This is a genomic window from Amphibacillus cookii (assembly GCF_016908375.1).
Classification (GTDB): domain Bacteria; phylum Bacillota; class Bacilli; order Bacillales; family Amphibacillaceae; genus Amphibacillus_C; species Amphibacillus_C cookii.
On sequence record NZ_JAFBDS010000002.1, the window covers coordinates 45,354 to 70,188 of the forward strand.

Annotated in this window: 22 protein-coding genes; 17 read left to right on the top strand and 5 right to left on the bottom strand. The window is 35.6% G+C overall.

Translation table 11 applies throughout. The features are described 5' to 3' along the window. Positions 1-7 precede the first annotated feature (7 nt). The 10 genes from JOE23_RS03290 to JOE23_RS03335 all read left to right on the top strand — a co-directional run bounded on the left by JOE23_RS03290 (position 8) and on the right by JOE23_RS03335 (position 10,247). Positions 8-181 carry a hypothetical protein gene (locus JOE23_RS03290; RefSeq protein WP_204435874.1) on the top strand — a complete coding sequence of 58 codons (174 nt, stop codon included), beginning with the start codon at positions 8-10 and terminating at the stop codon, positions 179-181. An 81-nt stretch (positions 182-262) separates the two neighbouring features. Continuing rightward, on the top strand, positions 263-976 hold the full coding sequence (locus JOE23_RS03295) for a hypothetical protein (RefSeq protein WP_204435875.1): 714 nt from the start codon (positions 263-265) through the stop codon (positions 974-976). A 1,131-nt stretch (positions 977-2,107) separates the two neighbouring features. Then, positions 2,108-2,620 carry a hypothetical protein gene (locus JOE23_RS03300; protein ID WP_204435876.1) on the top strand — a complete coding sequence of 171 codons (513 nt, stop codon included), beginning with the start codon at positions 2,108-2,110 and terminating at the stop codon, positions 2,618-2,620. 231 nt (positions 2,621-2,851) lie between these two features. Beyond that, positions 2,852-3,196 (top strand): hypothetical protein, encoded by a 345-nt coding sequence (locus JOE23_RS03305; protein WP_204435877.1) that lies wholly within the window; start codon positions 2,852-2,854, stop codon positions 3,194-3,196. A 172-nt stretch (positions 3,197-3,368) separates the two neighbouring features. After that, positions 3,369-3,644: a hypothetical protein gene (locus tag JOE23_RS03310; RefSeq protein WP_204435878.1), complete on the top strand. Its 276-nt coding sequence runs from the start codon at positions 3,369-3,371 to the stop codon at positions 3,642-3,644. A 685-nt stretch (positions 3,645-4,329) separates the two neighbouring features. Further along, positions 4,330-4,524, top strand: a complete 195-nt coding sequence (locus tag JOE23_RS03315; RefSeq protein WP_204435879.1) for a hypothetical protein — start codon at positions 4,330-4,332, stop codon at positions 4,522-4,524. A 369-nt stretch (positions 4,525-4,893) separates the two neighbouring features. Then, a complete protein-coding gene (locus JOE23_RS03320) occupies positions 4,894-5,343 on the top strand; it encodes a thioredoxin domain-containing protein (protein WP_239585255.1) in 450 nt (149 codons plus the stop codon). Between the two features lie 184 nt (positions 5,344-5,527). Continuing rightward, positions 5,528-7,276: an ABC transporter ATP-binding protein gene (locus JOE23_RS03325; protein ID WP_204435881.1), complete on the top strand. Its 1,749-nt coding sequence runs from the start codon at positions 5,528-5,530 to the stop codon at positions 7,274-7,276. A gap of 21 nt (positions 7,277-7,297) precedes the next feature. Continuing rightward, positions 7,298-9,127: an ABC transporter ATP-binding protein gene (locus tag JOE23_RS03330; RefSeq protein ID WP_204435882.1), complete on the top strand. Its 1,830-nt coding sequence runs from the start codon at positions 7,298-7,300 to the stop codon at positions 9,125-9,127. A gap of 448 nt (positions 9,128-9,575) precedes the next feature. Further along, positions 9,576-10,247, top strand: coding sequence for an NAD-binding protein (locus JOE23_RS03335; protein WP_204435883.1), 672 nt, complete (start codon positions 9,576-9,578; stop codon positions 10,245-10,247). 26 nt (positions 10,248-10,273) lie between these two features. On the opposite strand, the gene rnjA is transcribed toward JOE23_RS03335, so the two are convergent. The 3 genes from rnjA to def all read right to left on the bottom strand — a co-directional run bounded on the left by rnjA (position 10,274) and on the right by def (position 13,058). Next, positions 10,274-11,941, bottom strand: coding sequence for a ribonuclease J1 (gene rnjA, locus JOE23_RS03340; RefSeq protein WP_204435884.1), 1,668 nt, complete (start codon positions 11,939-11,941; stop codon positions 10,274-10,276). A 3-nt stretch (positions 11,942-11,944) separates the two neighbouring features. Beyond that, positions 11,945-12,154 (bottom strand): DNA-dependent RNA polymerase subunit epsilon, encoded by a 210-nt coding sequence (locus tag JOE23_RS03345; protein ID WP_204435885.1) that lies wholly within the window; start codon positions 12,152-12,154, stop codon positions 11,945-11,947. 346 nt (positions 12,155-12,500) lie between these two features. Next, positions 12,501-13,058, bottom strand: a complete 558-nt coding sequence (def, locus tag JOE23_RS03350) for a peptide deformylase (protein WP_204435886.1) — start codon at positions 13,056-13,058, stop codon at positions 12,501-12,503. Between the two features lie 608 nt (positions 13,059-13,666). Here def and JOE23_RS03355 point away from each other — a divergent pair. The 6 genes from JOE23_RS03355 to JOE23_RS03380 all read left to right on the top strand — a co-directional run bounded on the left by JOE23_RS03355 (position 13,667) and on the right by JOE23_RS03380 (position 21,910). After that, complete coding sequence (locus tag JOE23_RS03355) at positions 13,667-14,323, top strand: YkyA family protein (RefSeq protein ID WP_204435887.1); 657 nt, start codon at positions 13,667-13,669, stop codon at positions 14,321-14,323. Between the two features lie 1,103 nt (positions 14,324-15,426). Further along, positions 15,427-16,509 (top strand): pyruvate dehydrogenase (acetyl-transferring) E1 component subunit alpha, encoded by a 1,083-nt coding sequence (pdhA, locus tag JOE23_RS03360; protein WP_204435888.1) that lies wholly within the window; start codon positions 15,427-15,429, stop codon positions 16,507-16,509. Positions 16,510-16,512: 3 nt separating this feature from the next. Further along, on the top strand, positions 16,513-17,490 hold the full coding sequence (locus JOE23_RS03365) for an alpha-ketoacid dehydrogenase subunit beta (RefSeq protein WP_204435889.1): 978 nt from the start codon (positions 16,513-16,515) through the stop codon (positions 17,488-17,490). A 33-nt stretch (positions 17,491-17,523) separates the two neighbouring features. Further along, on the top strand, positions 17,524-19,113 hold the full coding sequence (locus tag JOE23_RS03370) for a dihydrolipoyllysine-residue acetyltransferase (RefSeq protein WP_204435890.1): 1,590 nt from the start codon (positions 17,524-17,526) through the stop codon (positions 19,111-19,113). A gap of 6 nt (positions 19,114-19,119) precedes the next feature. After that, positions 19,120-20,529 (top strand): dihydrolipoyl dehydrogenase, encoded by a 1,410-nt coding sequence (lpdA, locus tag JOE23_RS03375; RefSeq protein ID WP_204435891.1) that lies wholly within the window; start codon positions 19,120-19,122, stop codon positions 20,527-20,529. 541 nt (positions 20,530-21,070) lie between these two features. Beyond that, on the top strand, positions 21,071-21,910 hold the full coding sequence (locus JOE23_RS03380) for a polysaccharide deacetylase family protein (RefSeq protein WP_204435892.1): 840 nt from the start codon (positions 21,071-21,073) through the stop codon (positions 21,908-21,910). Between the two features lie 303 nt (positions 21,911-22,213). On the opposite strand, the gene JOE23_RS03385 is transcribed toward JOE23_RS03380, so the two are convergent. Further along, on the bottom strand, positions 22,214-23,686 hold the full coding sequence (locus JOE23_RS03385; protein ID WP_204435893.1) for an aminotransferase class I/II-fold pyridoxal phosphate-dependent enzyme: 1,473 nt from the start codon (positions 23,684-23,686) through the stop codon (positions 22,214-22,216). A 111-nt stretch (positions 23,687-23,797) separates the two neighbouring features. Here JOE23_RS03385 and JOE23_RS03390 point away from each other — a divergent pair, with 111 nt between their 5' ends. Further along, positions 23,798-24,067: a UPF0223 family protein gene (locus JOE23_RS03390; RefSeq protein ID WP_204435894.1), complete on the top strand. Its 270-nt coding sequence runs from the start codon at positions 23,798-23,800 to the stop codon at positions 24,065-24,067. Positions 24,068-24,126: 59 nt separating this feature from the next. Here the strand turns inward: JOE23_RS03390 and JOE23_RS03395 are convergent, their stop codons facing one another. After that, positions 24,127-24,747, bottom strand: a complete 621-nt coding sequence (locus JOE23_RS03395; RefSeq protein WP_204435895.1) for a YktB family protein — start codon at positions 24,745-24,747, stop codon at positions 24,127-24,129. Positions 24,748-24,835 lie beyond the last annotated feature (88 nt).

The following is a 24,835-nucleotide window of genomic DNA, read 5'->3' on the forward strand; positions in this document are numbered from 1 at the left end:
TGGAGCATTGGGTGGTCCAATCGGTGCTTTGTCCGGTGCGGCATTAGGAGCTTGGATGTCTAGTCAGGCTTTAGTCGTTGCAGATAATTTGGTAACCGCATATGTTCATGGTAAGGGTGTCAAGTGGGGGATGGGCTTAAGTTGGGCTGTAATTCCTGGTTTGACAGGAAAAGTTAAGTAACATAACGCGTGGGGATATAAATATAAGGGGAATTTATTATGTTTATATCTCCTCTATCAACTAGTTAAGAGGGTGAGTAATTTGTGGAAATCAAGATCTAAATTGCTATTTATCAGCGTGATCTGGACAATTATTTACAGTTACATGTTGTATCCCACGCCAGAGGATGTAGTAGGGATACAAGCTATTTCTCTTGTATTTATTGTCTGGCCAGGATTCTTGTTTTTTCAAATCGTTTGTTATGTATTATTTAAAAACTACCAAAATAAAAAAATATACCTTGGATTGATTTTATTAAAGTCAGCTCTATTCCTAATTCAGCCACTAATTGTAAAACATCAGTTGCATCCCATGATTATTTTGATTTCAATTTTTGGTGTTTTTCTAATCGATTTTCATTTTATGAAAATCGAAAACAAAGTGAACTTAAACGAAATCAATTTATCAGTTCAAGAAAAGAACATCGTGATCAATCAGTTAAAAACGTACTGGTTTCTTATCGGTTCGGTTGTATTATTGTTCACCTCGTATTTTCAATTAAAAGAAGCAAATTATACGACTATTTTGTTGTTTAGTTTATTCTATATTTTTTTAATTCTTAGGAAGGAAGAACCAAAAGGAAAATTTGTTAGTATTCAATTGATTGGTCTATTGGCTGTTTATTTACTAGCTGTGCTTAATGCACCAGAACTTCTAAAAGGCATATTGTTAATCGCTGTCTTAATGTTTATTTATCAACTTAAAAAGCGCATGTTAAAGCATGAAAAGGTAAGCAATTCAATTGATATTAAATAATTTGCGGGAAACTTGATGTAGGTTAAAGAACTCATCAATATGTCGTCACTCAGATGAAGCAGTTTGCCTACAAAAAAAGTTACTGCCTCATTATCTTTATCCGTAGCGTAAAAACCTACATACTATGCATGTGAAATAACAATGAAAGTGAAATTTGCATTTGTCAACCATAATTTGGGTTTTATTTATTATCAAATGATTTACGTCTACATTAAAGGGTCGAAAAAATGAAGATTTTGTTGATTACGATAGCTTTAGCTCTGGTATTTCATTTAATGAATGCGAATGATTTAATCGGATTTTTACCAGTCATAGTAAATATGAAAATGCGTTGATCTTAAGGTGATATTGGTCATAATCTAAGTATTTCAAAAGGAGGGACAATTCGAATGGATTTAATCATTTCTTCAATTACTTTTGTAATAGTCTCTGCTATTATATGAGATGGTTTATTATTCATAGAAAATAAATGGATAAACATAAAACCTTTAATGTCAATGAATAGTCATTTAAAATTCGGCATGAAATTTATAGGATTATTAATCTTTATGTTTGTTTCTTTTGAAATAATTAAAATTACAAATCCTTTTATTGAGGGGGCGTTTATAGGGACTCTCTCTGCGTTGCTGAGCAAATCTATCGAGGTGTTAATAAAAAACAAATAATAAGAATCATGTAATATCATTTAAAGCGAGGTCATTTATTTGCTAAGGCTCTTTTTCACATACCAGCTATCATGTTTCTAGTGATTTTCACGAGGGGAATATAATGAAACAGAAATTTAATCAGTTACTATTGCCTATTATCTTATTTTATTTTAATAATTTTGTTTTGATAATTTTTATTTGGATGTTTAGTTTGAAAGGATTCTTATACATTTGGTTTTTTACACCTTTCGTATTCATTTTGTTTACAATTCCTTCTTATACTAAAAATAATACATTGGAATCTCAGAAAATTATGTATCTAGTAAAGAGAGATTTCTTAATAAGAATATTGTTATTAATATTTAATTTTTTTGCATTAGGTAATGTGATAAAATTTCATCTTATATATTTGAGTATTGTTAACATTATTTTAACAATTATAGGAATATATTATCAATTAAAGATCTATAAGTGGATTAACCGCTTGAGTGTATCTAGTGAAGATCAACTTTCAATAAAAGAAGGTTTTTCTTTGATCAATGATTATGTTGACAGACAAAATAACTTAAGATACAAGACACTTAGACAAAAAAATGAGCTTAAACATTCTTTTAACTTAATTTTACTTGTAGGTTACTCATATGCAATAATCTTGTTCTTAGTTGTTGGAGGTATTATCTTGTTTAGAATGTTAGGAAAAAGTTATAACGGGTATGTCTTTATGTTAGCTTTCCTGTTAATTGTTGTATATTTATATATAACAGAAAAGAAATTTATTCTTTTAGGCACTGATAACCATAAGTTTAGAGATAATTTCACTCTGATGATTGGTGTGTTTATTGTATATGTTCTCCAAGGCTATGTACATATTGGAACGGGAACGTTTAATGTTTTAGGTGTGTTCTTTGCTATTCTATTTTTCCTACCAACTTTTCACACAAATCAGCTCATCATTGATTATTTTCGTAAAGCGAATGTAAAGAATAATTCAAAATAATTATACTTAAAAAAAGAAAGAAACTCGATATCCTAAGTATGGATATATTATATAATTGCTCTCATTAAATTGGCTTGAAACTAAATAAAATAAGGGACTAAAAAAACTTTCACAAGTTACTTGACTCAAACTAATTTATTATTGACAAAACAAATGGGAGAAGAACGCCCACTGATTGAAGGTTTGTTTTATTATCAAATTATTTACATCTATATTAATGGGGAAATAATAATGAAGATTTTGTTGATTACGATAACTTTAGCTCTGGTATTTCATTTAATGAATGCGAATGATTTAATAGGATTTTTACCAGTCATATTAGGTGTAATAAAAGGTCTTGTTTACTCTGAAAAAGGTCAACCGTTGTCTGCAGTTTTTAATAGGGATATTAAGAAACTCAAATTCTATAGAAACGATCTATTCGAATTTTTGAGCTTAGGAATTGTTTTCTATGTATGGTTTGATGGTTTTTCTAAAGAACATTTCACGGGTATGGCAAGTGTTGTATATACAATTTTTCTTGTCATGTTTATGTATATTTATAGATCAAGTGAAGAGAAGATATTTGGTAGGTAAAAGCGTAGTGCTTGGTAATTAACTTATTCGTTCAATGCCTGTAGAGGCAAGGATTATCTATCAAGAAGAATCCTATTTAGAAGGGGCGTTGGAATTTTTAAATATGAAAATGCGTTGATCTTAAGGTGATATTGGTCATAATCTAAATATCTCAAAAGGAGGGAAAATTCTAATGGATTTAATCATTTCTTCAATTACTTTTGTAATAGTATTTGCTATTATATGGGATGGTTTATTATTTATAGAAAATAAATGGATAAACATAAAACCTTTAATGTCAATGAATAGTTATTTAAAATTTGGCATGAAATTTATAGGATTACTAATCATTATGTTTGTTTCTTTTGAAATAATTAATATTACAAATCCTTTTATTGAAGGGTCATTTATAGGTGCTATCTCTGCGTTGCTGAGCAAATCTATCGAGGTGTTAATAAAAAACAAATAATTAAGAATGATGTAATATCATTTAAAACGAGGTCATTCATTATGCTTAAGGCTCTTTTTTACATACCAGCTATCATGTTTATAGTTGCAATAATATCAGATGTTTTCTTGAGGGTATATTTAGTAAGAGGTAGGAAACTCATATTAGATAGTAATGCATTTAATTCTCTATCAAAAATGTTAAATCTAAAAGGATATGAATTAGATAATCATATAATACAGCAAAGCAAAAGTCATTTTTGTCACCCATTAAAAAATTGTGTAGGTATAAAAAGTTTTGATTCAAGGGCTGTAAGCGAGTCATCCCTTCTTTACATGAAGGTGGCCATTATTTATCCATCAATACAAGTATAAGAAAACGTAAGGCATTCTGTGTTTCTCGAGTTATTATAGCCCTAAATCGATTACAGTGTGTAATTTTCTTTAATTATTTGAATGGAGTTGGCTTATAAATGAAAGTGAAAAAACTGATGTGGATGAGTCTTTTTGTTGAATTAATCGTACTAATAATTATCTTTACGTTATTATTCATGAAAAGAACAATTCCGGATTTACTATTTGGAGTATTTCTAATGTCCATGTTTGTTTGTATCCTATTATCATTTTTTGTCCGAAGAGCTACTAATAAGAAAGAAAGCTTAGGATCGAACGAAAGGCTTTGATCAAAAAACGTAAAGGAGAAAAATATGAAGAAACTCAGACTGAACTTTGTTTTTCTTGGCATTGGGCTAGTCTTGCTGATCATACAGCTGAAGTTGATGCTTGATGGTCCAATTGGCTTTAGTTTAGCATTTTTGGCATGCTTTTTTATTATACTAGCTATGTTTTGGAAACAGAATCCAGTTAAGGTCATGATCGAGCTACTGTTTAACATTCTTTAATTCAAAACCGTTAATTAATATCGCATCTACGTAGTTTGGCTTTGATGAAGCGTAAACATTACATATAGTTTTAACAGTAGCAATATTGCTCTTCTTCTAGAATATTATAAATGGATGCAGCTAAAATCGAAAATAACAATTTAAGTGGAACTATCCGTTTATTGAACCGCTTTTATCTGTATTTCATTTTTTTTTTTGCTAGCACAAAAAGCTACATAAAACGAAACTTCAATCAGTCCGTTATCAGCCATCTCAATCGATTGACCTCTATTCTCTATTTTGAGGTGGGGTTTTACGGCGGTTAGCTGTGATAAAGTAAGTTTTATATTTACAATCATGGGGAATATAATCGTATCTAAAGGTTAAAGGATGATCAAATTGGAACTATATACCCCCATGCCGGAATTAAATGGTGCGACAAAATGGATTAATGGTAAAGTAACCAAGAAGCAACTTCTAACTAACAAAAAGTTGGTTCTTATACATTTTTGGTCTCTTAGTTCTGAATTATCTGTTGACAATTTACCGATTATTGATCGACTTCATCAATCTTTTACCGATTTAATGAATATCATTGCTGTTCACATGCCACAAACAGAAAATGATTTAGATTTGACAGCTGTCTCTGAACTTATTAAATCCTATCAGTTATCTTATCCTGTCTATTTAGACCATCAACATTATTTAACGACATTATTTGAGAATCAATATGTACCTAGTTACTATTTATTTAACTTAGAAGGGAATTTAAGCCATGTTCAAATAGGTGGTGGTATGAAAATGTTGCAAAAGCAAGTCCAAACATTGATAAATAAATAAAACTGCTTAAAAGGGTAGGGAAATTCTTTTTCTTTTAAGCAGTTTTTTTGTTGTGGAATGATCTTTGTATCTTAACTTCCGTCTTAAGGCGGATTTTTACTTTATTTTAAAAAAGGGGTAGTAATTTATTTCGTAACTCGATATATTAGTATTTATGAAAAACGACAAATGGAGGGGAGACACCATGGGAACGTTTAAAAAGTTAAAAGCATTTTATTGGCCGTATAAACGCTATTTTTTAGCATCCTTATTATTTGTGTTAATAGTAACCGCGATTACGGTGATCTATCCAATGGTTTTGCAAGTGACTATAGATCAAGTAGTAATGGAAGGTGATTATCAATTAATACCTTTATTATCAATCGGTTTTATTGTCATCATGATCATTAAAGGAATTGCTAATTTTACACAACAGTACCTTGGCGATTTATTCGGTGTGACCGCAGTATATCATTTGCGTGATGCATTATATCAAAAATTACAGCGTTTATCTTTTACTTATTATGATAATGCACGCACAGGTGATTTAATGTCTCGTTTAACGATGGATGTTGAAGGTTTTAAATTCTTTTTAGCAGCTGGTTTTAAAGAATTGATTAGAGTCGTTTTCTTAATGGTAACAAGTTTAGCGGTGATGTTTTATTATTCAGTGCCTTTAGCTCTAGTAACGATGGCTGTAATGCCATTTTTAATCATTGTTGTGAAACGATTTGATGCTGAGGTTCACCCTGCGTTTAGAAAAATTAGAAAGTCTTTAGGGAATTTAAATACGCGCATCCAAGAGAATGTAAGCGGTATGAATACAGTGAAGTCTTTATCTAAAGAAGATTTTGAGATTGAACGTTTTACAGTTGATAATAAGCAATATCGAGAGATAAATATTAAGACCTCTAATATATGGGCTAAATACTTTCCTTTCATGGAATTTATCGGGAATATAGCCATGATTGCTTTGCTTGTTTTTGGAGGTTGGCTTGTTATTGATGAGCAGATGAGTTTAGGGGCGCTTGTTGCGTTCTTTAGCTTAGTTAATTATATTATTGGCCCCTTAATGCACTTAGGTTTTATTGTTAATCAATTCTCACAAGCAAAGGCAGCAGGTGAACGATTATTAGATATTTTAGAAGCAGATGAGGATATCGAACAAAAAGATGAAGCGTTGATCCTTGAAAATATTGACGGGCATGTCACTTTTAATGATGTGACACTAAAGTATACGGAGGACGATGATCCAGCACTTAAGCATATCAACTTTGACGCACCACCAGGGAAAGTGGTGGGTCTAATTGGGGCAACAGGAGCTGGGAAGTCAAGTATTACGCAATTGATGACAAGATTTTATGAACCTGCTGAAGGTGAAGTTTTAATTGATGGTAGGCCGACTAGTGATTATAATTTAAAGTTTTTGCGTAAACATATAGGTTTTGTACTTCAGGAATCTTTTTTATTTTCAACAACCATTAAAGAAAACATTGCTTACGGAAATCCAGACGCACCTATTGAAGAAATTATAGCTGCTGCCAAGCGTGCTCAGGCCCATGATTTTATTATGGAATTACCGAAAGGCTATGATACGATGCTTGGTGAACGAGGTATGGGATTATCTGGTGGACAACGGCAACGTATAGCTATTGCTCGTGCACTCTTAATTGATCCAAGTATTTTAATTCTTGATGATGCTACCTCGGCTGTCGATATGGAAACAGAATTTCAAATTCAGCGTGCATTAAAAGAAGTCATGACTAATCGTACGACGTTTATTATTGCGCACAGAATTTCTTCATTAAAGCATGCTGATGAAATATTAGTGTTAGAAGATGGAGTAATTGTTGAACGTGGCACACATGACACATTGCTAAATAATGGCGGACCTTATCAACGGATCTATGATATCCAATATCAAGATAAGCAAGCTGTTATGGGAACGATATAGTGGTAAAGAAGGAGTGAGAGTATGAAAAGAACAAAAGGGACGCAAAAGCAAAAAACGCATGTTAAACGGTTTTATTATCCACAAGAAAATGCAGTTGAGAAGCCATTTAACTGGAGACAGATGACCCGTTTACTTAGTTATTTAAAACCTTATACGAAAACATTATTGCCAACTGCTTTTTTGATGGTGTTAATCAATATGATCGTGCGTTTACTTGTACCTATTTTAATCGGACAATGGGTTATTGATGAAGCGATTGCTAATCAAAATATTCGCTTATTGACATATCTTATAATTGGAATTGGTGTCTTGTATTTAGCCAACTATATTGCCAATCATTATCGGATTAAGCTTGTAAATATTTTAGGTCAACGAACAATCCATGACTTAAGAAAACAACTTTTTTCACATGTGCAACGTTTATCACATAATTTCTTTGATAAGCGTTCGGCTGGTTCGATATTAGTTCGGATCTTAAATGATGTTAATTCATTACAAGAGCTTTTTACAAATGGGATTATTAATTTATTAATGGATGTCATGATGTTAGTTGGTATTATTTTAATTCTTGTGGCTTTAAGTCCGCAATTAGCTTTAGCTGTATTGATTATTTTACCAATCATGTTTTATATCTCAACCAAACTGCGTCGTAATATCCGTCGTTCTTGGCAAGATGTCCGTATTCAGAAGTCAAGATTAAATTCGCATTTGAATGAAAGTATTCAAGGCATACGAATTACCCAATCTTTTTCTCAGGAAAGGGAAAATACGGAGTACTTTGATGGTGTTAACACAGATAACTTTGAAAAAGAACGGTTGGCTATGAAGAAAAGTGCTTACTTTGGACCGTTTGTTGAAATGAGTAATGCTATTGGAACGGTTATCTTAATTTCATACGGTTCCATTCTAATTATTAATCAGTCTATTGGGATCGGAACATTTGTATCTTTTGCATTTTATCTTGGCATGTTTTGGGAGCCTATATCCCGACTGGGTCAAATCTATAATCAATTACTTGTTGCTATGGCTTCGTCTGAACGTATATTTGAATTTTTGGATGAGCAGCCAAATGTTAAAGAAAAGAGAGATGCGAAGCATTTCAAAGATATGAAAGGAAATATCGAATTTGACCGTGTTCAATTCTCTTATGATGATGATCGGATTGCACTCCATGAGATTTCACTCGATATTAAAGCGGGGCAGACGGTCGCTTTAGTAGGGCATACAGGATCTGGAAAATCGACGATTGCTAATTTGATTAGCCGTTTTTATGACCCGACAAGTGGTTCTGTTCGTGTTGATGGGCACGACTTACGTGATATGAAATTAGACAGCTTAAGAAATAATATAAGTGTTGTGTTACAAGATACATTTATTTTCTCTGGCTCTATAATGGAGAATATTCGTTTTGGTAGACCAGAAGCAAGTGATGCTGAAGTGGTTGAATCAGCGAAAATTGTAGGGGCCCATGATTTTATCATGCGCCTTGGCGATGGGTATGATACAGAAGTAGAAGAACGAGGAAATATCCTTTCAGCAGGAGAAAGACAATTGCTATCATTTGCGCGTGCATTGTTGGCTAACCCTAAAATTTTAATTTTAGATGAAGCCACTGCAAGTATTGATACAGAAGCTGAAATGAAAATTCAACAAGCACTCCGCAAATTACTTAACGGTCGTACGGCGATTATGATTGCACATCGACTATCCACTATTAGAGAAGCAGATAATATTATTGTTTTAGAACACGGCCGTATATTGGAACAAGGTAATCATGATCAGCTTGTTCAGCAAAAAGGTGAATATTATGGTCTTGTTAAATCACAATTTGAAATGCTCGACGTATTGTAAATCTGGATTTGAGATATTAGGATTCCTTCTAAGTCGTTCGATACTTAGAAGGAATTTTTTAAAAGATAAGAAAGTATAAAAAATTTGGTGATATACCAAGGGTTAAGAGCCTTCTTGGAGCAAGCGTTTGTCACTCCGAAATAAGCGGTACGTTTTTCTATCATTGTCCACGCTGTACACTAAAGTCTTAAAGGACCGGGTGGTTTTTCCTCGGTTTTTCTTATCACAGATAACCGCCCTTAAAACACCCACTGATTTAAGGTTCATTTTATAGATTGAATCCATTTGATCACTCGTATTCCCTAAAATAGAAATGGAAGATCTTAATACAATGTGATTGAGATTGGATTGGAAAATGCTTAAGCGTGCTGAATTTGTACTTTTATATGTTTTCTTGTTAGAAAATATGCTAGACTAACATTTGTAGGATCTGTAGGGAGGAATTATTGTGAAAAGAGAATTTGCAGTTATCGGTTTGGGGCGTTTTGGAGGGAGTATTTGTCGCGAATTAAGTGCTGAGGGTATGGATGTATTAGCCATTGACACAACAGAAAGTAAAGTTAATGAATTTAGAAATATTGCATCACATGCCGTTATTGCTGATGCAACGGATGAAAGAGTCTTAAAAGAACTCGGTATACGCAATATCGATCATGTCATTGTTGCTATTGGTGAGGATATTCAAGCAAGTATTTTGACCACATTGATGTTAAAAGAACTAGGCATAAAAAAAATTACAGTTAAAGCTCAAAACGACTATCATGAAAAAGTGTTAAATAAAATAGGGGCGGATCAAGTGATTCATCCAGAGAGAGATATGGGCAGGAAAATTGCTCACAGCATTATTTCTAATAATATACTGGATCACCTTGAATTGTCTGATGACCACAGCATTGTCGAGATTAAAGCAAGTAATAAACTGGTGGGCCGTACGCTAGTTGATTTGGATATCCGTGCAAACTATGGCTGTAACGTTGTCGCTATTAAATCGGGAGAAACGAAGGAAATAAACGTTTCGCCGATGGCAACAGAGACGATTAGTCAGAATGATACCCTTGTCATTATAGGGGCCGATCGTGATATTTCACGATTTGAAAAACAATTAGTCATAGAAGATTAAAAAGCCGAGCATGCGCTCGGCTTTTACTATACTTCCATAATAATCGGTAATACCATCGGTCGACGTTTTGTTTTCTCAAATAGAAATGGTGCAATTGTATCTGTAATTTCATTTTTAATTTCTGACCACTGTGTTGTTTTACGTTCCATCACTTTATTAATGTGACTCGAAACAAGCTTCTGTGCTTCGTTAATAAGATCCTCAGACTCCCGCATATAAACAAAACCGCGCGAAATAATATCTGGCCCTGAGGCAATTTTAAATTCTTTCATGTTGATGCTCACGACTACAATGACAAGTCCTTCTTCTGATAAAATACGGCGGTCACGTAAAACAATGTTACCAATATCGCCAATTCCGCTACCATCTACATAAACAGATCCAGATGGTATCTTACCAGCAACAGACGCATGATCTTTACCTAAAGCAAGTACATCTCCATTATCCATAATAAAACAATGCTCTGGGTTCACATCACATGATTCTGCCAATTTAATATGTTCTTTCTGCATGCGATACTCACCATGGATAGGCATGAAAAACTTAGGTGTTAACAATCTTAGCATCAGTTTTTGTTCTTCTTGTCCACCATGACCAGAAGTATGAATATCGTTAAGAGGGCCGTGGATAACTTCTGCACCGGCACGATATAACATATTAATCATTCGACTTACACTTACGGTGTTCCCAGGTATTGGTGATGAAGAAAAGACAACGGTATCCTTAGGTATAATTTGAATTTGTCTATGGGTACCATTTGCAATTCGAGATAAGGCAGCCATCGGCTCACCTTGAGAACCGGTACAAAGAATCGTGACTTCGTCAGCAGGCAATCGATTAATTTGGTGTGCATCAATAAATGTATTATCAGGTGCTTTAATATAGCCCAATTCACGACCAATTGATATCGAAGCTTCCATACTCCGTCCAAATACAGCTACTTTTCGATTATGTTTAACAGCACCTTCAACCATTTGTTGTAAACGATGAATATTCGAAGCAAAGGTTGCGAATATTAATCGTCCATCTGCTCGACTGAAAATATCATTAATGCTTTCGCCTACGACACGCTCTGACATCGTAAAACCAGGTACTTCACTGTTTGTACTATCTGAAAGTAAACAAAGGACTCCTTCTTTACCTATTTCAGCCATTTTAGCTAGGTTAGCTGGCTCTCCAACTGGTGTGAAATCAAATTTGAAATCACCGGTATGAACGATATTTCCAGGAGGTGTTTTAACGACAACTCCGTATGAATCAGGTATGCTATGTGTGGTTCTAAAAAATGTTACTGATGTTTTTCTAAATTTAATGACGTCATCTTCTTGATAGGTATGCAATTTAGCTTGACGTAGTAAACCATGTTCTTCTAATTTGTTTTTAATTAATCCAAGCGCGAGTTTGCCAGCATAAACTGGAATATTAATTTCTCTTAATAAATAAGGAATACCACCAATATGGTCTTCGTGACCATGTGTCACGAACAATCCTTTAATCTTATCTTGATTTTGTACAAGATAGGTGTAATCTGGGATGACATAATCAATACCTAATAGTTCATCTTCTGGAAATTTTATACCAGCGTCAATTAAGATTATCTCGTCTTGAAATTGTACACCATAGGTATTTTTTCCGATTTCACCTAATCCTCCAATTGCGAATACTGCGGTTTGATCGTTCTTTACAAATTTCATTAGTTATACATTCTCCACAGCAAAATATTCGGATTTTTTCTCGTAATCAAGATGTTCGCCCTCTAGTGGTTGAATGTATTCAATATTAATATCGCGATCCTTAAGCTCAGCTCTGACTTGGCGTTCGTTCTCTGCTTGGTAATATAGACAGTGTGTATTTTCTCTTACAGGAACCTCATCGGCCCTTTCTTGATATAGTACTTTGTAAATCATTTCATCTCTCCTTAAATAGTCTTTTTCTAAAACATAGCATTATGAAAATCGTTCAATCGTTCGTTTAAAGGTGTTGAAGGCTTAAGCATTGGGAACACGATTTTGGTTCAGTAATCTTTTCCATTTTTTTCGAAGCTTTTCTCTTAGCCGTCTTAACATAGTATAAGCAGCTCCTTTCAAAAAGCGAAAACTCATCATCCGATCCAACCCTCTTATTAATAGTATAGTATGGATTGGCAAGTTTGGAAACAGAAACGTATTATTTTCTTCAGCTTTCTGTTTTGTTTATTATTTTTCACTTAAAGAAATAAAGTTATACACCTTATTATAAGAATAGAAAAAATGATTAGTTAGCATCACAGGGTTTAGCGTTAGCAGGTGCTGTAAAAGGTTCAGAATCATTAATGTGATCATAGAACATAACGCCATTTAAATGATCGATTTCATGTTGAAAAACGATCGCAGCATAATCTTTTAACCTTAATTTAACAAATTCACCTGCTAAATTGGTAGCTGTCATCGTAATTCTGGCATACCTTGGTACATACCCTGGTACTTCTCGATCCACAGAAAGGCAGCCTTCTCCAGAAGATAAATAGGTTATTTCTACTGAGTGACTAATGATTTTAGGGTTAAAATACCCGTCACTATAGTTTTTCCCCTTAAAGTCCTCAAAGTGAACAGCGAACATACGCTTTGAGATCCCTAATTGTGGCGCAGCTAAACCAACCCCTGCTCTAAGCTTATACTTCTTTGCCGTCTCTTCATCTTGGCTATTTTTAATAAATTGAAGCATGTCTGTTAATAGTTTTTTATCTTCATGGCTAGGAGGCATGGCTACATCCTTAGCGACTTCAGTCAAAGTGGGATGACCTTCCCGAACAATATCTGTCATAGTAATCAACGTGTAAACACTCCTTTAAAATCACAAATAAGAATATAGTGATACGTTTATTGTTCAATTCTTAATTGCTGTAACATAGTTTAACATAATTATGACTGGAATGGGGATAATTTTGTATGTCAATAGATATTAACTTGGAAATGGAGGAAGTGCAATATAACTGATTTCACAATGTAAGGATGGGTGATTATAAAACGAACCTTCCATCAGTCGACGTGGGCCTACAGGATGTCGGTCATGCAGACGTTGCCACAGACGTGGCGGCCTTAGTCTGTCAACCTTCTTAAAGCTGTGGCGGTTTTAGTCTACGATCTTACTTACCCATTGAAAGTTAGCTGAGTGACTCCGAACATTAGCGTCCGTTATTACCCCTCAAAATAGATTTGCTCTACTCTCTATTTTGAAGGGGATGTTTTACGGACGGTTATCTGTGATAAATTAGAGTAAGGTAGCAGTCGATAAAAACCAATTATCTACCTTTACCTATACTACATCAATTCGATTCAATTCAATTTATTTATTATGTTTGTCCAAATGTTACTTATGTTATACTATTTTTATATGGTAGAATAGGCATCATAGAGAAGCAAAAGAATGGAGGCATTAACGTGCGTTTTAAAACTGTGGGATTAATGATAATGATATTAAGTGGTTTATTATTAGTTGCTTGTTCAGGGCAATCAACAGAAGAAGCAATGTATGAACATATGGAAGAAGCCGTTAGGTTAGAGGGCGATTTTGTTGATCAGCAGCAACCACTTGGTGAGTTAGAACAAAAGGAGCAAGACATATATCAAGAAATTAGTGAATTAGGTATGGACGAATACGAAGAGATTCGAACATTGGCCGAGCAGGCGATTGCCTCTATCGAAGAACGAAGAGAGCTTACTGAAAAAGAAATAGCAAGTATTGAAGCATCCAAAAATGAGTTTGAACAAATTGAACCACTGATAGCAGATCTAGAAGATGAAGCTTTACAAGAGACAGCACATGAAATGGTTGAAAAGATGGAGGAACGTTATCAAGCTTTTCTAGTTTTACACGAAGCTTATCAGAGCTCATTAGATTATGATATTGCTCTTTATGAATTATTAATGAAAGAAGACTTAGAAGAACCTGAATTTACTGAACAAGTTGACCAAGTTAATAATCAATACCAAGAAGTGATTGACGCTAATCATGCGTTTAATGAAGCAACAGATGATTTTAATGAAAAGAAACGCGAATTTTATGATCAATCTGACTTAAATATTACATATGAATGATTATATGATGAAAGCATGGCTTGTCTCTCCAACAAAGCCGTGCTTTTTTGCATACATGAAGTAAATATAAAGATCAAACGCCATAGTGAACGTTAATGTCTCAACTTTCTTATCTAAATTTTCAGGTTCAGTCAAATATTTGAATATAGATTTTCGATTGATTATAAACCTTTCGTTTTAGAGGCGCAGGTGAGCTATATTCCGCTTTCCGTGGGTGGGCGTGGCTTGAGCTACTCCCACAGGCGTCTACACATAGCTCACCTGCTAAATCATAATCTTAATAATGGTTGTCTTTAAAGAGCTCATCAAGCGCCATTTCAATCCGTGGATGTTAGATTTACACGATGTAGATTATGAAGACATCGGCATTGCGTCTCAGAATAAGAAACTTCTTAATTCTAATAGTGCCACATCTTCTTCGCTTTATTTCGTGCGGTTGAGCTTACGCATTCAGTATGAACCCCCAATCTAAGTGGAGATAAGCAAGGGGTGAGACTTCTGCGGGAATAGGATGAGCTGAAGATCCACTTTAGAAGCGCTCTTAGCTTCTAAAGTTAGCTGAAGCCAGCCCCGCGAAAAACGAATCCCTTGCTTTTCGGAACGACATAACGTGCTAAATCCATGCAGAAGTAAAGTCAACAAGCCTATTGAATACCGCCACGCCCACTGATAGAAATTTCGCTTTATTTTGTAGACCATCCGTCTGACTTGAATATGAATATAAATGTAGGCCGAAATGCTTAAAGTGAGCGAATAGATGTGATACACAGCTGCGGAGAAGACTGATACAGGATTAATAAATTAGTGAAACAGTTCACAATAAAATATTTTTCATACAAAAAGGTTGAATAATTTAAAAGTTATTGTTGCAAAGTGATTGACCGTTTTGAGTTATTGAGATAAACTAATATCAAAGAACAAATTGTACTAATCGTTTCAACTTTTTCTTGTATAACAGTTTTGCTTGCCAATGAAATAAAGATTAAAAATGTTGAGAAAGGGTATTGTAACGATAGGTGCAATTTACGTTTTAGGTCCTTTTGTTTAGATTTAAAACGAAATAAATAAAACAAGGATAGAATAGAAAGGAAGAGGTGAGTCTTTTGAAACGTACTGCAGAAAAGATTGCTGAGCAATTTGAAACGTTTCAAATTCTGGATGAAGAAGGTAAAATAGTTAATGAAGAAGCCATGCCTGAACTTTCAGATGATGAATTAAAAGAGTTAATGACAAGAATGGTGTACACGAGAATTTTAGATCAACGTTCCATCGCTTTGAATCGTCAAGGGCGTCTAGGTTTTTATGCTCCTACAGCGGGTCAAGAAGCCTCTCAATTAGGTTCACAGTATGCATTGGAACAAGATGATTTTATACTACCAGGTTACCGTGATGTTCCTCAATTAATTTGGCATGGATTACCACTACACAAAGCATTTTTATTCTCAAGAGGTCACTATATTGGGAACCAAATGCCTGAAGGTGTCAACGCCCTAAGTCCACAAATTATTATTGGTGCACAATACGTGCAGACAGCTGGCGTTGCGTTAGGTATGAAAAAGCGTAATAAAAAATCTGTTGCTATTACGTACACAGGTGATGGCGGTACTTCTCAAGGTGATTTCTATGAAGGGATGAACTTTGCAGGTGCCTTTAATTCACCGGCTATATTCGTTGTTCAAAACAACCAATTTGCTATCTCTACGCCAGTTGAAAAACAGACTGCTGCAGATACATTAGCACAAAAAGCTGTTGCAGCTGGTATCGAAGGCATTCAAGTCGATGGTATGGATGTGTTAGCTGTTTATGTAGCAACGAAAGAAGCACGTGAACGCGCTGTCAATGGTGAGGGGCCAACTTTAATTGAAGCCCTTACTTATCGTTATGGTCCTCATACAATGGCTGGTGATGATCCAACACGTTATCGCTCTGAAGATTTAGATAATGAATGGGAAAAAAGAGATCCGCTTGTTCGCTTCCGAAAATTCTTAGAGAAGAAAGGGATCTGGTCTGAAAATCAAGAAAATGAAGTGATTGAAAGAGCGAAAGAAGAAATTAAAAACGCTGTAAAAGAAGCAGATAATACACCGAAACAAAAAGTTACAGATTTAATTGGAAATATGTATGAAACACTTCCATCACACTTAGAAGAGCAAATGGAAGAATACAAAGCAAAGGAGTCGAAGTAAATCATGGCTCAAATGACGATGATTCAAGCAATTACTGATGCGTTACGTACGGAATTAAAAAATGATGAAAATGTTCTTGTTTTTGGAGAAGATGTCGGGCAAAACGGTGGTGTTTTCCGTGCGACAGAAGGTCTTCAAGATGAGTTTGGCGAAGATCGTGTTTTTGACACGCCATTAGCTGAATCAGGGATTGGTGGTTTAGCTATCGGACTAAGTACGCAAGGTTTCCGTCCGGTTCCTGAGATCCAATTCTTTGGTTTCGTTTATGAAGTTATGGATTCTATTAGTGGACAAATGGCACGTATGCGTTATCGTTCAGGTAATACGATGCATGCGCCTGTTACGATTCGCTCACCATTTGGTGGTGGTGTTCATACCCCGGAAATGCATGCTGACTCATTAGAAGGACTTATGGCACAGCAACCGGGATTGAAAGTGGTTATTCCATCAAATCCTTATGATGCTAAAGGTTTATTAATTTCATCAATTCGCGATAATGATCCTGTTATCTTTTTAGAGCACATGAAATTATATCGTTCTTTCCGTGATGAGGTACCAGAAGAAGCTTATGAAGTAGAACTTGGCAAAGCAAAAGTAACGCGCGAAGGTAATGATGTTACATTAATCGCTTATGGTGCAATGGTTCAAGCTTCTGTTAAAGCTGCTGAGGAATTAGAAAAAGATGGTGTAAGTGCTGAAGTTGTTGACTTACGTACGATTTCGCCATTAGATATAGATACGATTGTAGAATCTGTTAAGAAAACAGGCCGTGTCGTTGTTGTTCAAGAAGCTCAGCGTCAAGCTGGTATCGCTTCTCAAATTGTTGCGGAAATACAAGAACGTGCGATCTTACATTTAGAAGCACCTGTATTACGTGTAGCGGCTCCAGATACGGTATACGCATTTACACAAGCAGAAGAAGTATGGTTGCCAAACCATAACGACATTGTAGAGAAAGTGAATGACGTAATTAATTTTTAAGTGTTAGTAAATTAACCAGGGAGGTTAGCAATAATGGCATTCGAATTTAAATTGCCTGACATTGGTGAAGGTATTCACGAAGGCGAAATCGTAAAATGGTTTGTAAAACCTGGCGATGAAATAAATGAAGATGATGTATTATGTGAAGTGCAAAATGACAAAGCGGTTGTTGAAATTCCGTCTCCAGTAGAAGGAACAGTAAAAGAGGTACACTTTGAAGAAGGAACCGTTGCTACAGTGGGGCAAACGATTGTTACTATTGATGCAGAAGGTTACGAAGGTGGGGAATCAGATTCTGATCAAGAAGCTGCCGCACCTACCCAAGAAAACAGTTCAGACGCAGGTCAAGGTGTTTTTGAATTCAAATTACCTGATATTGGTGAAGGTATTCACGAAGGTGAAATCGTAAAATGGTTTGTCAAAGCTGGCGATGAAATAAATGAAGATGATGTATTATGTGAAGTGCAAAATGACAAAGCGGTTGTTGAAATTCCGTCTCCAGTAGAAGGAACAGTAAAAGAGGTACACTTTGAAGAAGGAACTGTCGCTACAGTGGGACAAACGGTTGTATCTATCTATGCAGAGGGTTACGCTTCAGAGGGTGGCAATGAAGAACCAGCTAAAGAAGAAAAACAATCTTCTCAAACCACCAAACAACCTGAGTCAGCATCTACGGACAATGCGAGAGTTATTGCGATGCCTTCAGTTCGTAAATTTGCTCGTGACCACGATGTGCAAATCACAAATGTAAAAGGCACAGGGAAAAATGGACGTATACTGAAAGAAGATGTTGAAGCCTACTTAAGTGGTGATCAGAAAGTTGACACAGCAGATACAACAGCTAATGAGCCAAAAGCGGCAACTAAATCTGATTCGAAAGAAACGAAATCGACAGCTAAGCCACAAGCTTCTACAGGTGAATTACCTGAGACACGTGAAAAAATGTCTGGTATCCGTAAGTCTATTGCAAACGCAATGGTTAACTCTAAACACAAAGCACCTCATGTTACATTACATGATGAAGTAGATGTGACTGAACTTGTTGCCCATCGTAAGAAATTCAAACCGGTTGCAGCAGAAAAAGAAATTAAGTTGACTTACTTACCTTATGTAGTTAAAGCTTTGGTTTCTGCTTTAAAACAATTCCCAATTATTAATGCATCGATTGATGATAATACGGACGAAATTGTTTATAAGCATTACTATAATGTTGGTATTGCAGCAGACACAGATAAAGGTTTGCTTGTCCCTGTTGTAAAAGACGCTGATAAAAAATCTATTTTCGATATTTCGAAAGAGATTAATCAATTAGCTCAGAAAGCACAGGAAGGTAAACTTTCTCCAGATGAAATGAAGGGTGCATCATGTACCATTACAAACATCGGTTCAGCTGGTGGTCAATGGTTTACACCAGTTATTAATTATCCTGAAGCTGCGATTCTAGGTATTGGTCGTATCGCTGAGAAACCAGTCGTTAAAGATGGTGAAATCGTCGCAGCTCCAGTATTGGCATTATCACTAAGCTTCGATCACCGTATCGTAGATGGTGCAACAGCACAATATGCTTTAAATCAAATAAAGCGTTTGTTAAACGATCCACAATTAATTATGATGGAGGCGTAATCGAATATGGTAGTAGGAGATTTTCCAATTGAATTAGATACATTAGTTGTTGGAGCAGGACCTGGTGGCTACGTAGCTGCCATTCGTGCTGCTCAAACCGGCCAAAAAGTAACGATTGTTGATAAAGGTGCGCTAGGAGGCGTTTGTCTTAATGTAGGTTGTATTCCATCAAAAGCACTTATTCAAGCAGGTCATCGCTTTGAAGAAGCACATGGTGCTGAAGAGATGGGGATTGCAGCAGAAAACGTCACCGTCGATTTTAGTAAAGTTCAAGAGTGGAAAAATAGTGTGGTTAATAAGCTCACTTCTGGTGTTGAAGGCTTACTTAAAGGTAACAAGGTGGATATTGTAAGTGGTGAAGTTTACTTTGTTGATAAAAATACTGTTCGTGTAATGGATGAGAAAAACTCACAAACTTATACGTTTAAGCATTGTATTATTGCAACAGGTTCTACACCAATTGAAATCCCGTCATTTAAGTATTCTGATCGCATTTTAGATTCAACAGGGGCTTTAAATCTTAAAGAAATTCCTAAAAAGCTCGTTGTTATCGGCGGGGGGTATGTGGGTACTGAATTGGGTACTTCATATGCAAACTTTGGTACAGAAGTGACCATTCTTGAAGGTGCTGATGACATTTTAGGTGGTTTTGAAAAAGATATGTCATCTTTAGTTAAACGCCATTTGAAAAAGAAAAATGTTAGCATCGTAACCAATGCAATGGCAAAAGGTTCTGAAGTAACAGATAGTGGCGTGAAAGTAACTTATGAAGCTAAAGGGAAAGAAGAAACCATTGAAGCGGATTATGTACTTGTTACAGTCGGTCGTTATCCAAACACTGCTGAAATTGGATTAGAGCAAGTGGGTATAGATATGGATGATCGTGGACTTATTAAAATTGATAAACAATGTCGTACCAGTGTTGATAATATATTTGCAATTGGAGATATTGTAGCAGGCCCACCACTTGCGCACAAAGCTTCATATGAAGGTAAAATTGCTGCTGAAGCTATTGCAGGCGAAAAGTCAGTAATTGATTATAACGGCATTCCTGCTGTTGTATTCTCTGATCCAGAACTTGCAACAGTTGGATACACTGAAGCTGAAGCAAAAGAAGCAGGCTATGAAGTGACATCATCTAAATTCCCGTTTGCTGCAAATGGTCGAGCGTTATCATTAGGTAGTGGCGATGGATTTGTTAGACTCGTTACACGTAAAGATGATGGTCTAGTTCTTGGCGCACAAATTGCAGGAGCTAATGCGAGTGATATGATTTCAGAGCTTGGTTTAGCGATTGAATCTGGTATGACAGCAGAAGACTTGGCTCTTACCATTCATGCTCACCCTACATTAGGTGAAATTACCATGGAAGCTGCTGAAGTTGCGATGGGTACACCAATTCACGTTGTAAAATAATAATTAAACACCGGTAATTCTTATGAATTATCGGTGTTTTTTGTGGTTCTTTGTCAAATGACGTTGGTGAGAATTATTGCCGATTTTATAAGTGAATGTTTGTTTGATTAGGTGCATTTTGGGCTAATTTCGATTCAATAGATCTTAACTTAATTTAAATGTCTATCTACACGTAAATTCATGCATGTTCGGTAAGGAAGTGATGAGACTCCTGCAGGAATAGCACGAGCTGAAGATCCACTCATGTGCGCGTTTGGTGCGCACATGAGTTAGCTGAAGCCGTGCCTGCGGAAAGCGAATCACTGGATGACCGAACCCATTGCTATTTTTAGAGAAATAGAAAAGACGTTAACGAAAGTCTACCCCCATTACACAAACACATGAAATGGAGAATTCCCTTCACCAACGTCAAATAGTATACAACCTTTTTTGTTAATATGTCTAAAATGATGCTTTTTTTAAACTTTATGAAAGACATTTTTTTGATCGGAAATGGTTTATAATACAGAAGAAAAGAAATAAAACAACAAGGATGAGCATAATGAAAAATATTCTCTTTTTAATAGTAGCTCTATTCATGATTTTATTATTGATCGGTTGTCAAACAGAGTCTAATCAAGGTGAATCAGAACAAGAAGAAGAAAATATTCAAGAGCCAGTAGAAGAAGAGTCTGTAAAGGAAGAAGAAGTTGAAGATAGGGAAGGAGAAATCGAATTGGATGTAACGGTAAATGAACATCAACCCCTATATCGCGTAAATCAAACGAACTGGGCAATCGAACCGATTAGTGAGGAAACCAATAGCCAAGTTGTTTTATTAACCATTGATGATGCGCCAGATCAACATGCTTTAGAGATGGCAAATACACTAAAGACATTAGAGGCGCCGGCAATATTTTTTGTTAATGGCCATTTTTTGCAAGATCAGGAACAGCAACAAATATTAAAAGAAATTTATGAAATGGGTTTTGTAATTGGTAATCACACATACACCCATCCTAATTTAAGTGATCTTTCTGAAGAGCAACAACGTGAAGAAATAATCGCGTTAAATGATTTGGTAGAAGATATAATTGGTGAACGCCCTAAATTTTTCAGAGCGCCTTTTGGTGTTAATACAGATGTTTCAAATGCTGTAGCTGAAGAAGAAGAGATGGTAGTTATGAATTGGACTTACGGATATGACTGGGAGGCTGATTATACAGAGGCAGATGCATTAGCAGAAATTATGGTTAATGCGCCAGAATTGCGTGATGGCGCTAATGTATTGATGCATGATCGTGCGTGGACGCGTGAAGCGTTAGAAGATATTGTCATTGGATTAAGGGAAAAGGACTATGAGATAGTTAACCCTAAAACAATTGAAACTGTTTCTGAATAGCGCGCTTATCTTTTAACTGTAAGAAGAGGAGTTAAAGTAATACGAATGGCGAATGAGGAGCCGGTATTGGGTCTTTCATTCGCCTTTTGCATACTAGTAAGGTGTTAGGATGGAAAATGTCGGGAATTGTGAGTGCTCGGTCCAATTTAACACAGGTAACCGTTCGGTCCGTAAACACCCGCCGTAAAATAGAGAGCAGAAATCATCTATTTAGGCGGGAGGTGACGGATGCTAATGCTGATTCACTCAATGACCAATCCGTTGGAGAAGGTCGAAACCTTCAAGAATTGAAGCTTCAATTTATTAAGTAAAAGGTTTCATTTCTTTAATAACATGAATCGTTTCTAAGGTAACATCTTCTAAACCTTGAACGGGCAAGCCGACTTCAATATTTTTTTTAATATAATTAAGATTTTCCTCAGTTATAATCTCACCAGGAATGAAAATGGGGATTCCAGGTGGATAGATCATAATTGATTCTGCACTAATCCGTCCAACCGCTTCGGACAATTTAATGGTTTCGGTGTCTGCATAGAAAGCATCACGTGGTGACATACTTAAAGCTGGTATTTCAGATATACTTACCTGCACTTGTCTTTCTATGGCATGATGTTTAAATGAGTAAACCAAATCCTTTAAGGCGGTTAGTAGTGTAGTGATGTGTTGATTGTCATCTCCTGGTGTAATAATACACAAAATATTGTACATATCAGATAGCTCTACTTCAATTTGATAATGCTCTCTCAGCCAACTTTCTACATCATAGCCTGTCACCCCTAATTGTTTAACGGAAATTAATATTTTTGTTGGGTCGTAATTGAAGGTAGCATCTGTCCCTAATATTTCGTTTCCAGGGCAGTAAAGAAAGTTTAAATCATTTATTTGTTTACGTAAATCTTGTGCACGTTTAATCGTTTCTGTTAATAAACGATGTCCATGGATGGCTAATTGTTTTCGAGCAACGTCTAGTGATGCAAGTAAGAGATAAGATGTTGATGTCGTTGTTAACATCGATAGCACATTTTGAACGCGTTCCTTAACAATTAAACCCTCCCGACCATTTAAAACAGAACTTTGTGTCAGTGATCCCCCCAATTTATGGACGCTGGTTGCTGCTAAATCTGCACCTGCTTCCATAGCTGAGAGTGGCAGTTCTTCATGAAAGTGGATATGAACACCGTGTGCTTCATCGACCAGGACAGGAATGGCTTTATTATGTGCAATTTCAACAATTTGTCGTAAATCAGCAGCTATGCCAAAATAGGTTGGATTTATAACAAATACTGCTTTGGCATCTGGATGTGCATCAAGTGCATGCTCCACTGAACGAGGGGTGATTCCATGAGCAATGCCAAGTGATGTATCAAGCTCTGGGTGCACAAAAATAGGGATGGCACCTGAAAAAATAATAGCCGATGTCACTGATTTGTGTATGTTTCGAGGGACGATAATCTTATCGCCAGGCTGACACACACTTAATACCATTGCCATAATGGGTGTGCTTGTCCCTTGCACAGAAAAAAAGGTGAAATCAGCACCAAATGCTTGAGCAGCTAATTGCTCAGCTTCTTTAATAATCCCTTGCGGATGATGCAGATCATCAAGGGGACTAATATTAATTAAGTCAATCGATAAAGCATTGTCACCCATAAAGCCTTTAAAAGAGGGATCAATCCCTCTTCCACTTTTATGACCAGGTATATGAAAAGCAAGCGGATGTTGATTAATATGTTGTAAAAGACCCGAAAATAAGGGTGTTTTTTCATGTTCTTGCATATAATTGACTCCTTTAATAAAATAATAATGCAATGAAGCAAAAAGATTATAGCAAAAATGATATCAAATAGCTAGTTAATTGAAGTATTTATCATAGGAGGGGGCGGCCAAATGAATTTTCGTTTTCCAATCGATGACCGTTGGACAACTGATGAGATTGTTGAAGTGGTTGAGTTTTTAGCGTTAATAGAGGAATGCTATCATAAACCCATTCCGTCAAAGGACATCTTAAATAAGTATCGCAAATTTAAACAAATAGTACCTAGTAAAAGTGAAGAAAAAACGATAGGAAGAGATTTTGAACGCGAAACAGGCTATTCATTGTATCAGGCCATCAAAAAGGCTAAAGAAAATAGTGATCAAAACATAAAGATGCCATAATACGGATAGAGATAAGCAAGCCACATATCATGAAATGATAAGTGGCTTGTAAAAATAGTTTACTGGAGGGCGCGTTTACCAAGCTGATAAAGAGGTAAGAGCTGGTCAAAGGTTGATTTGATCTGCTCTAATAGGGCTTCACCAGATAATTGATCGGCGCCAGATTTACTAATATGTTTGCCAATTAAAAGTTCAGCCTTCTTAACATCTCGAAAACGTTCTAGATCCTTATCGACTAGTGAGCCCACTGGTTTTGCAGCTTTATTCATGTGATCAAAAGAAACCACGTAATCATTAGGCAGTGCTTCAATTTGATCTTGGTATTTTAAAAATGTTTCAGCTATTTTAGACTTGGTAGGTAGTTCATAAATAAAAGCAAGCCATATAAATAAATGATCATCAAATAAACCAACCTGGAAGTGCGGGTGCTTTTTATAGCCTCGCTTGTTATCAGCAATGGCTAACCAGGTATCATTAGGCGGATTGACAGAACGACGTGCATGTTTAGCAATATGTAAAAACATTTCATTACCTAACTTGCTGGCTAAATGATCTGTTAATTCTGTACCTATTGCCTTGAATTTTGGTTGAATATGCTCTTGAATAGCATGCATTCTTTCATCTAAGCCTTCTATATGAAAGATTTCAAAATCGTTGTTATTAAAGTTGTATTTATCCATTCTCTATCACACCTTTCTTAACTAATAGTATATCTTATTTTAACATAATTATAATTAGATAGGTACAGAGATGCACAAAAGTGAAAAT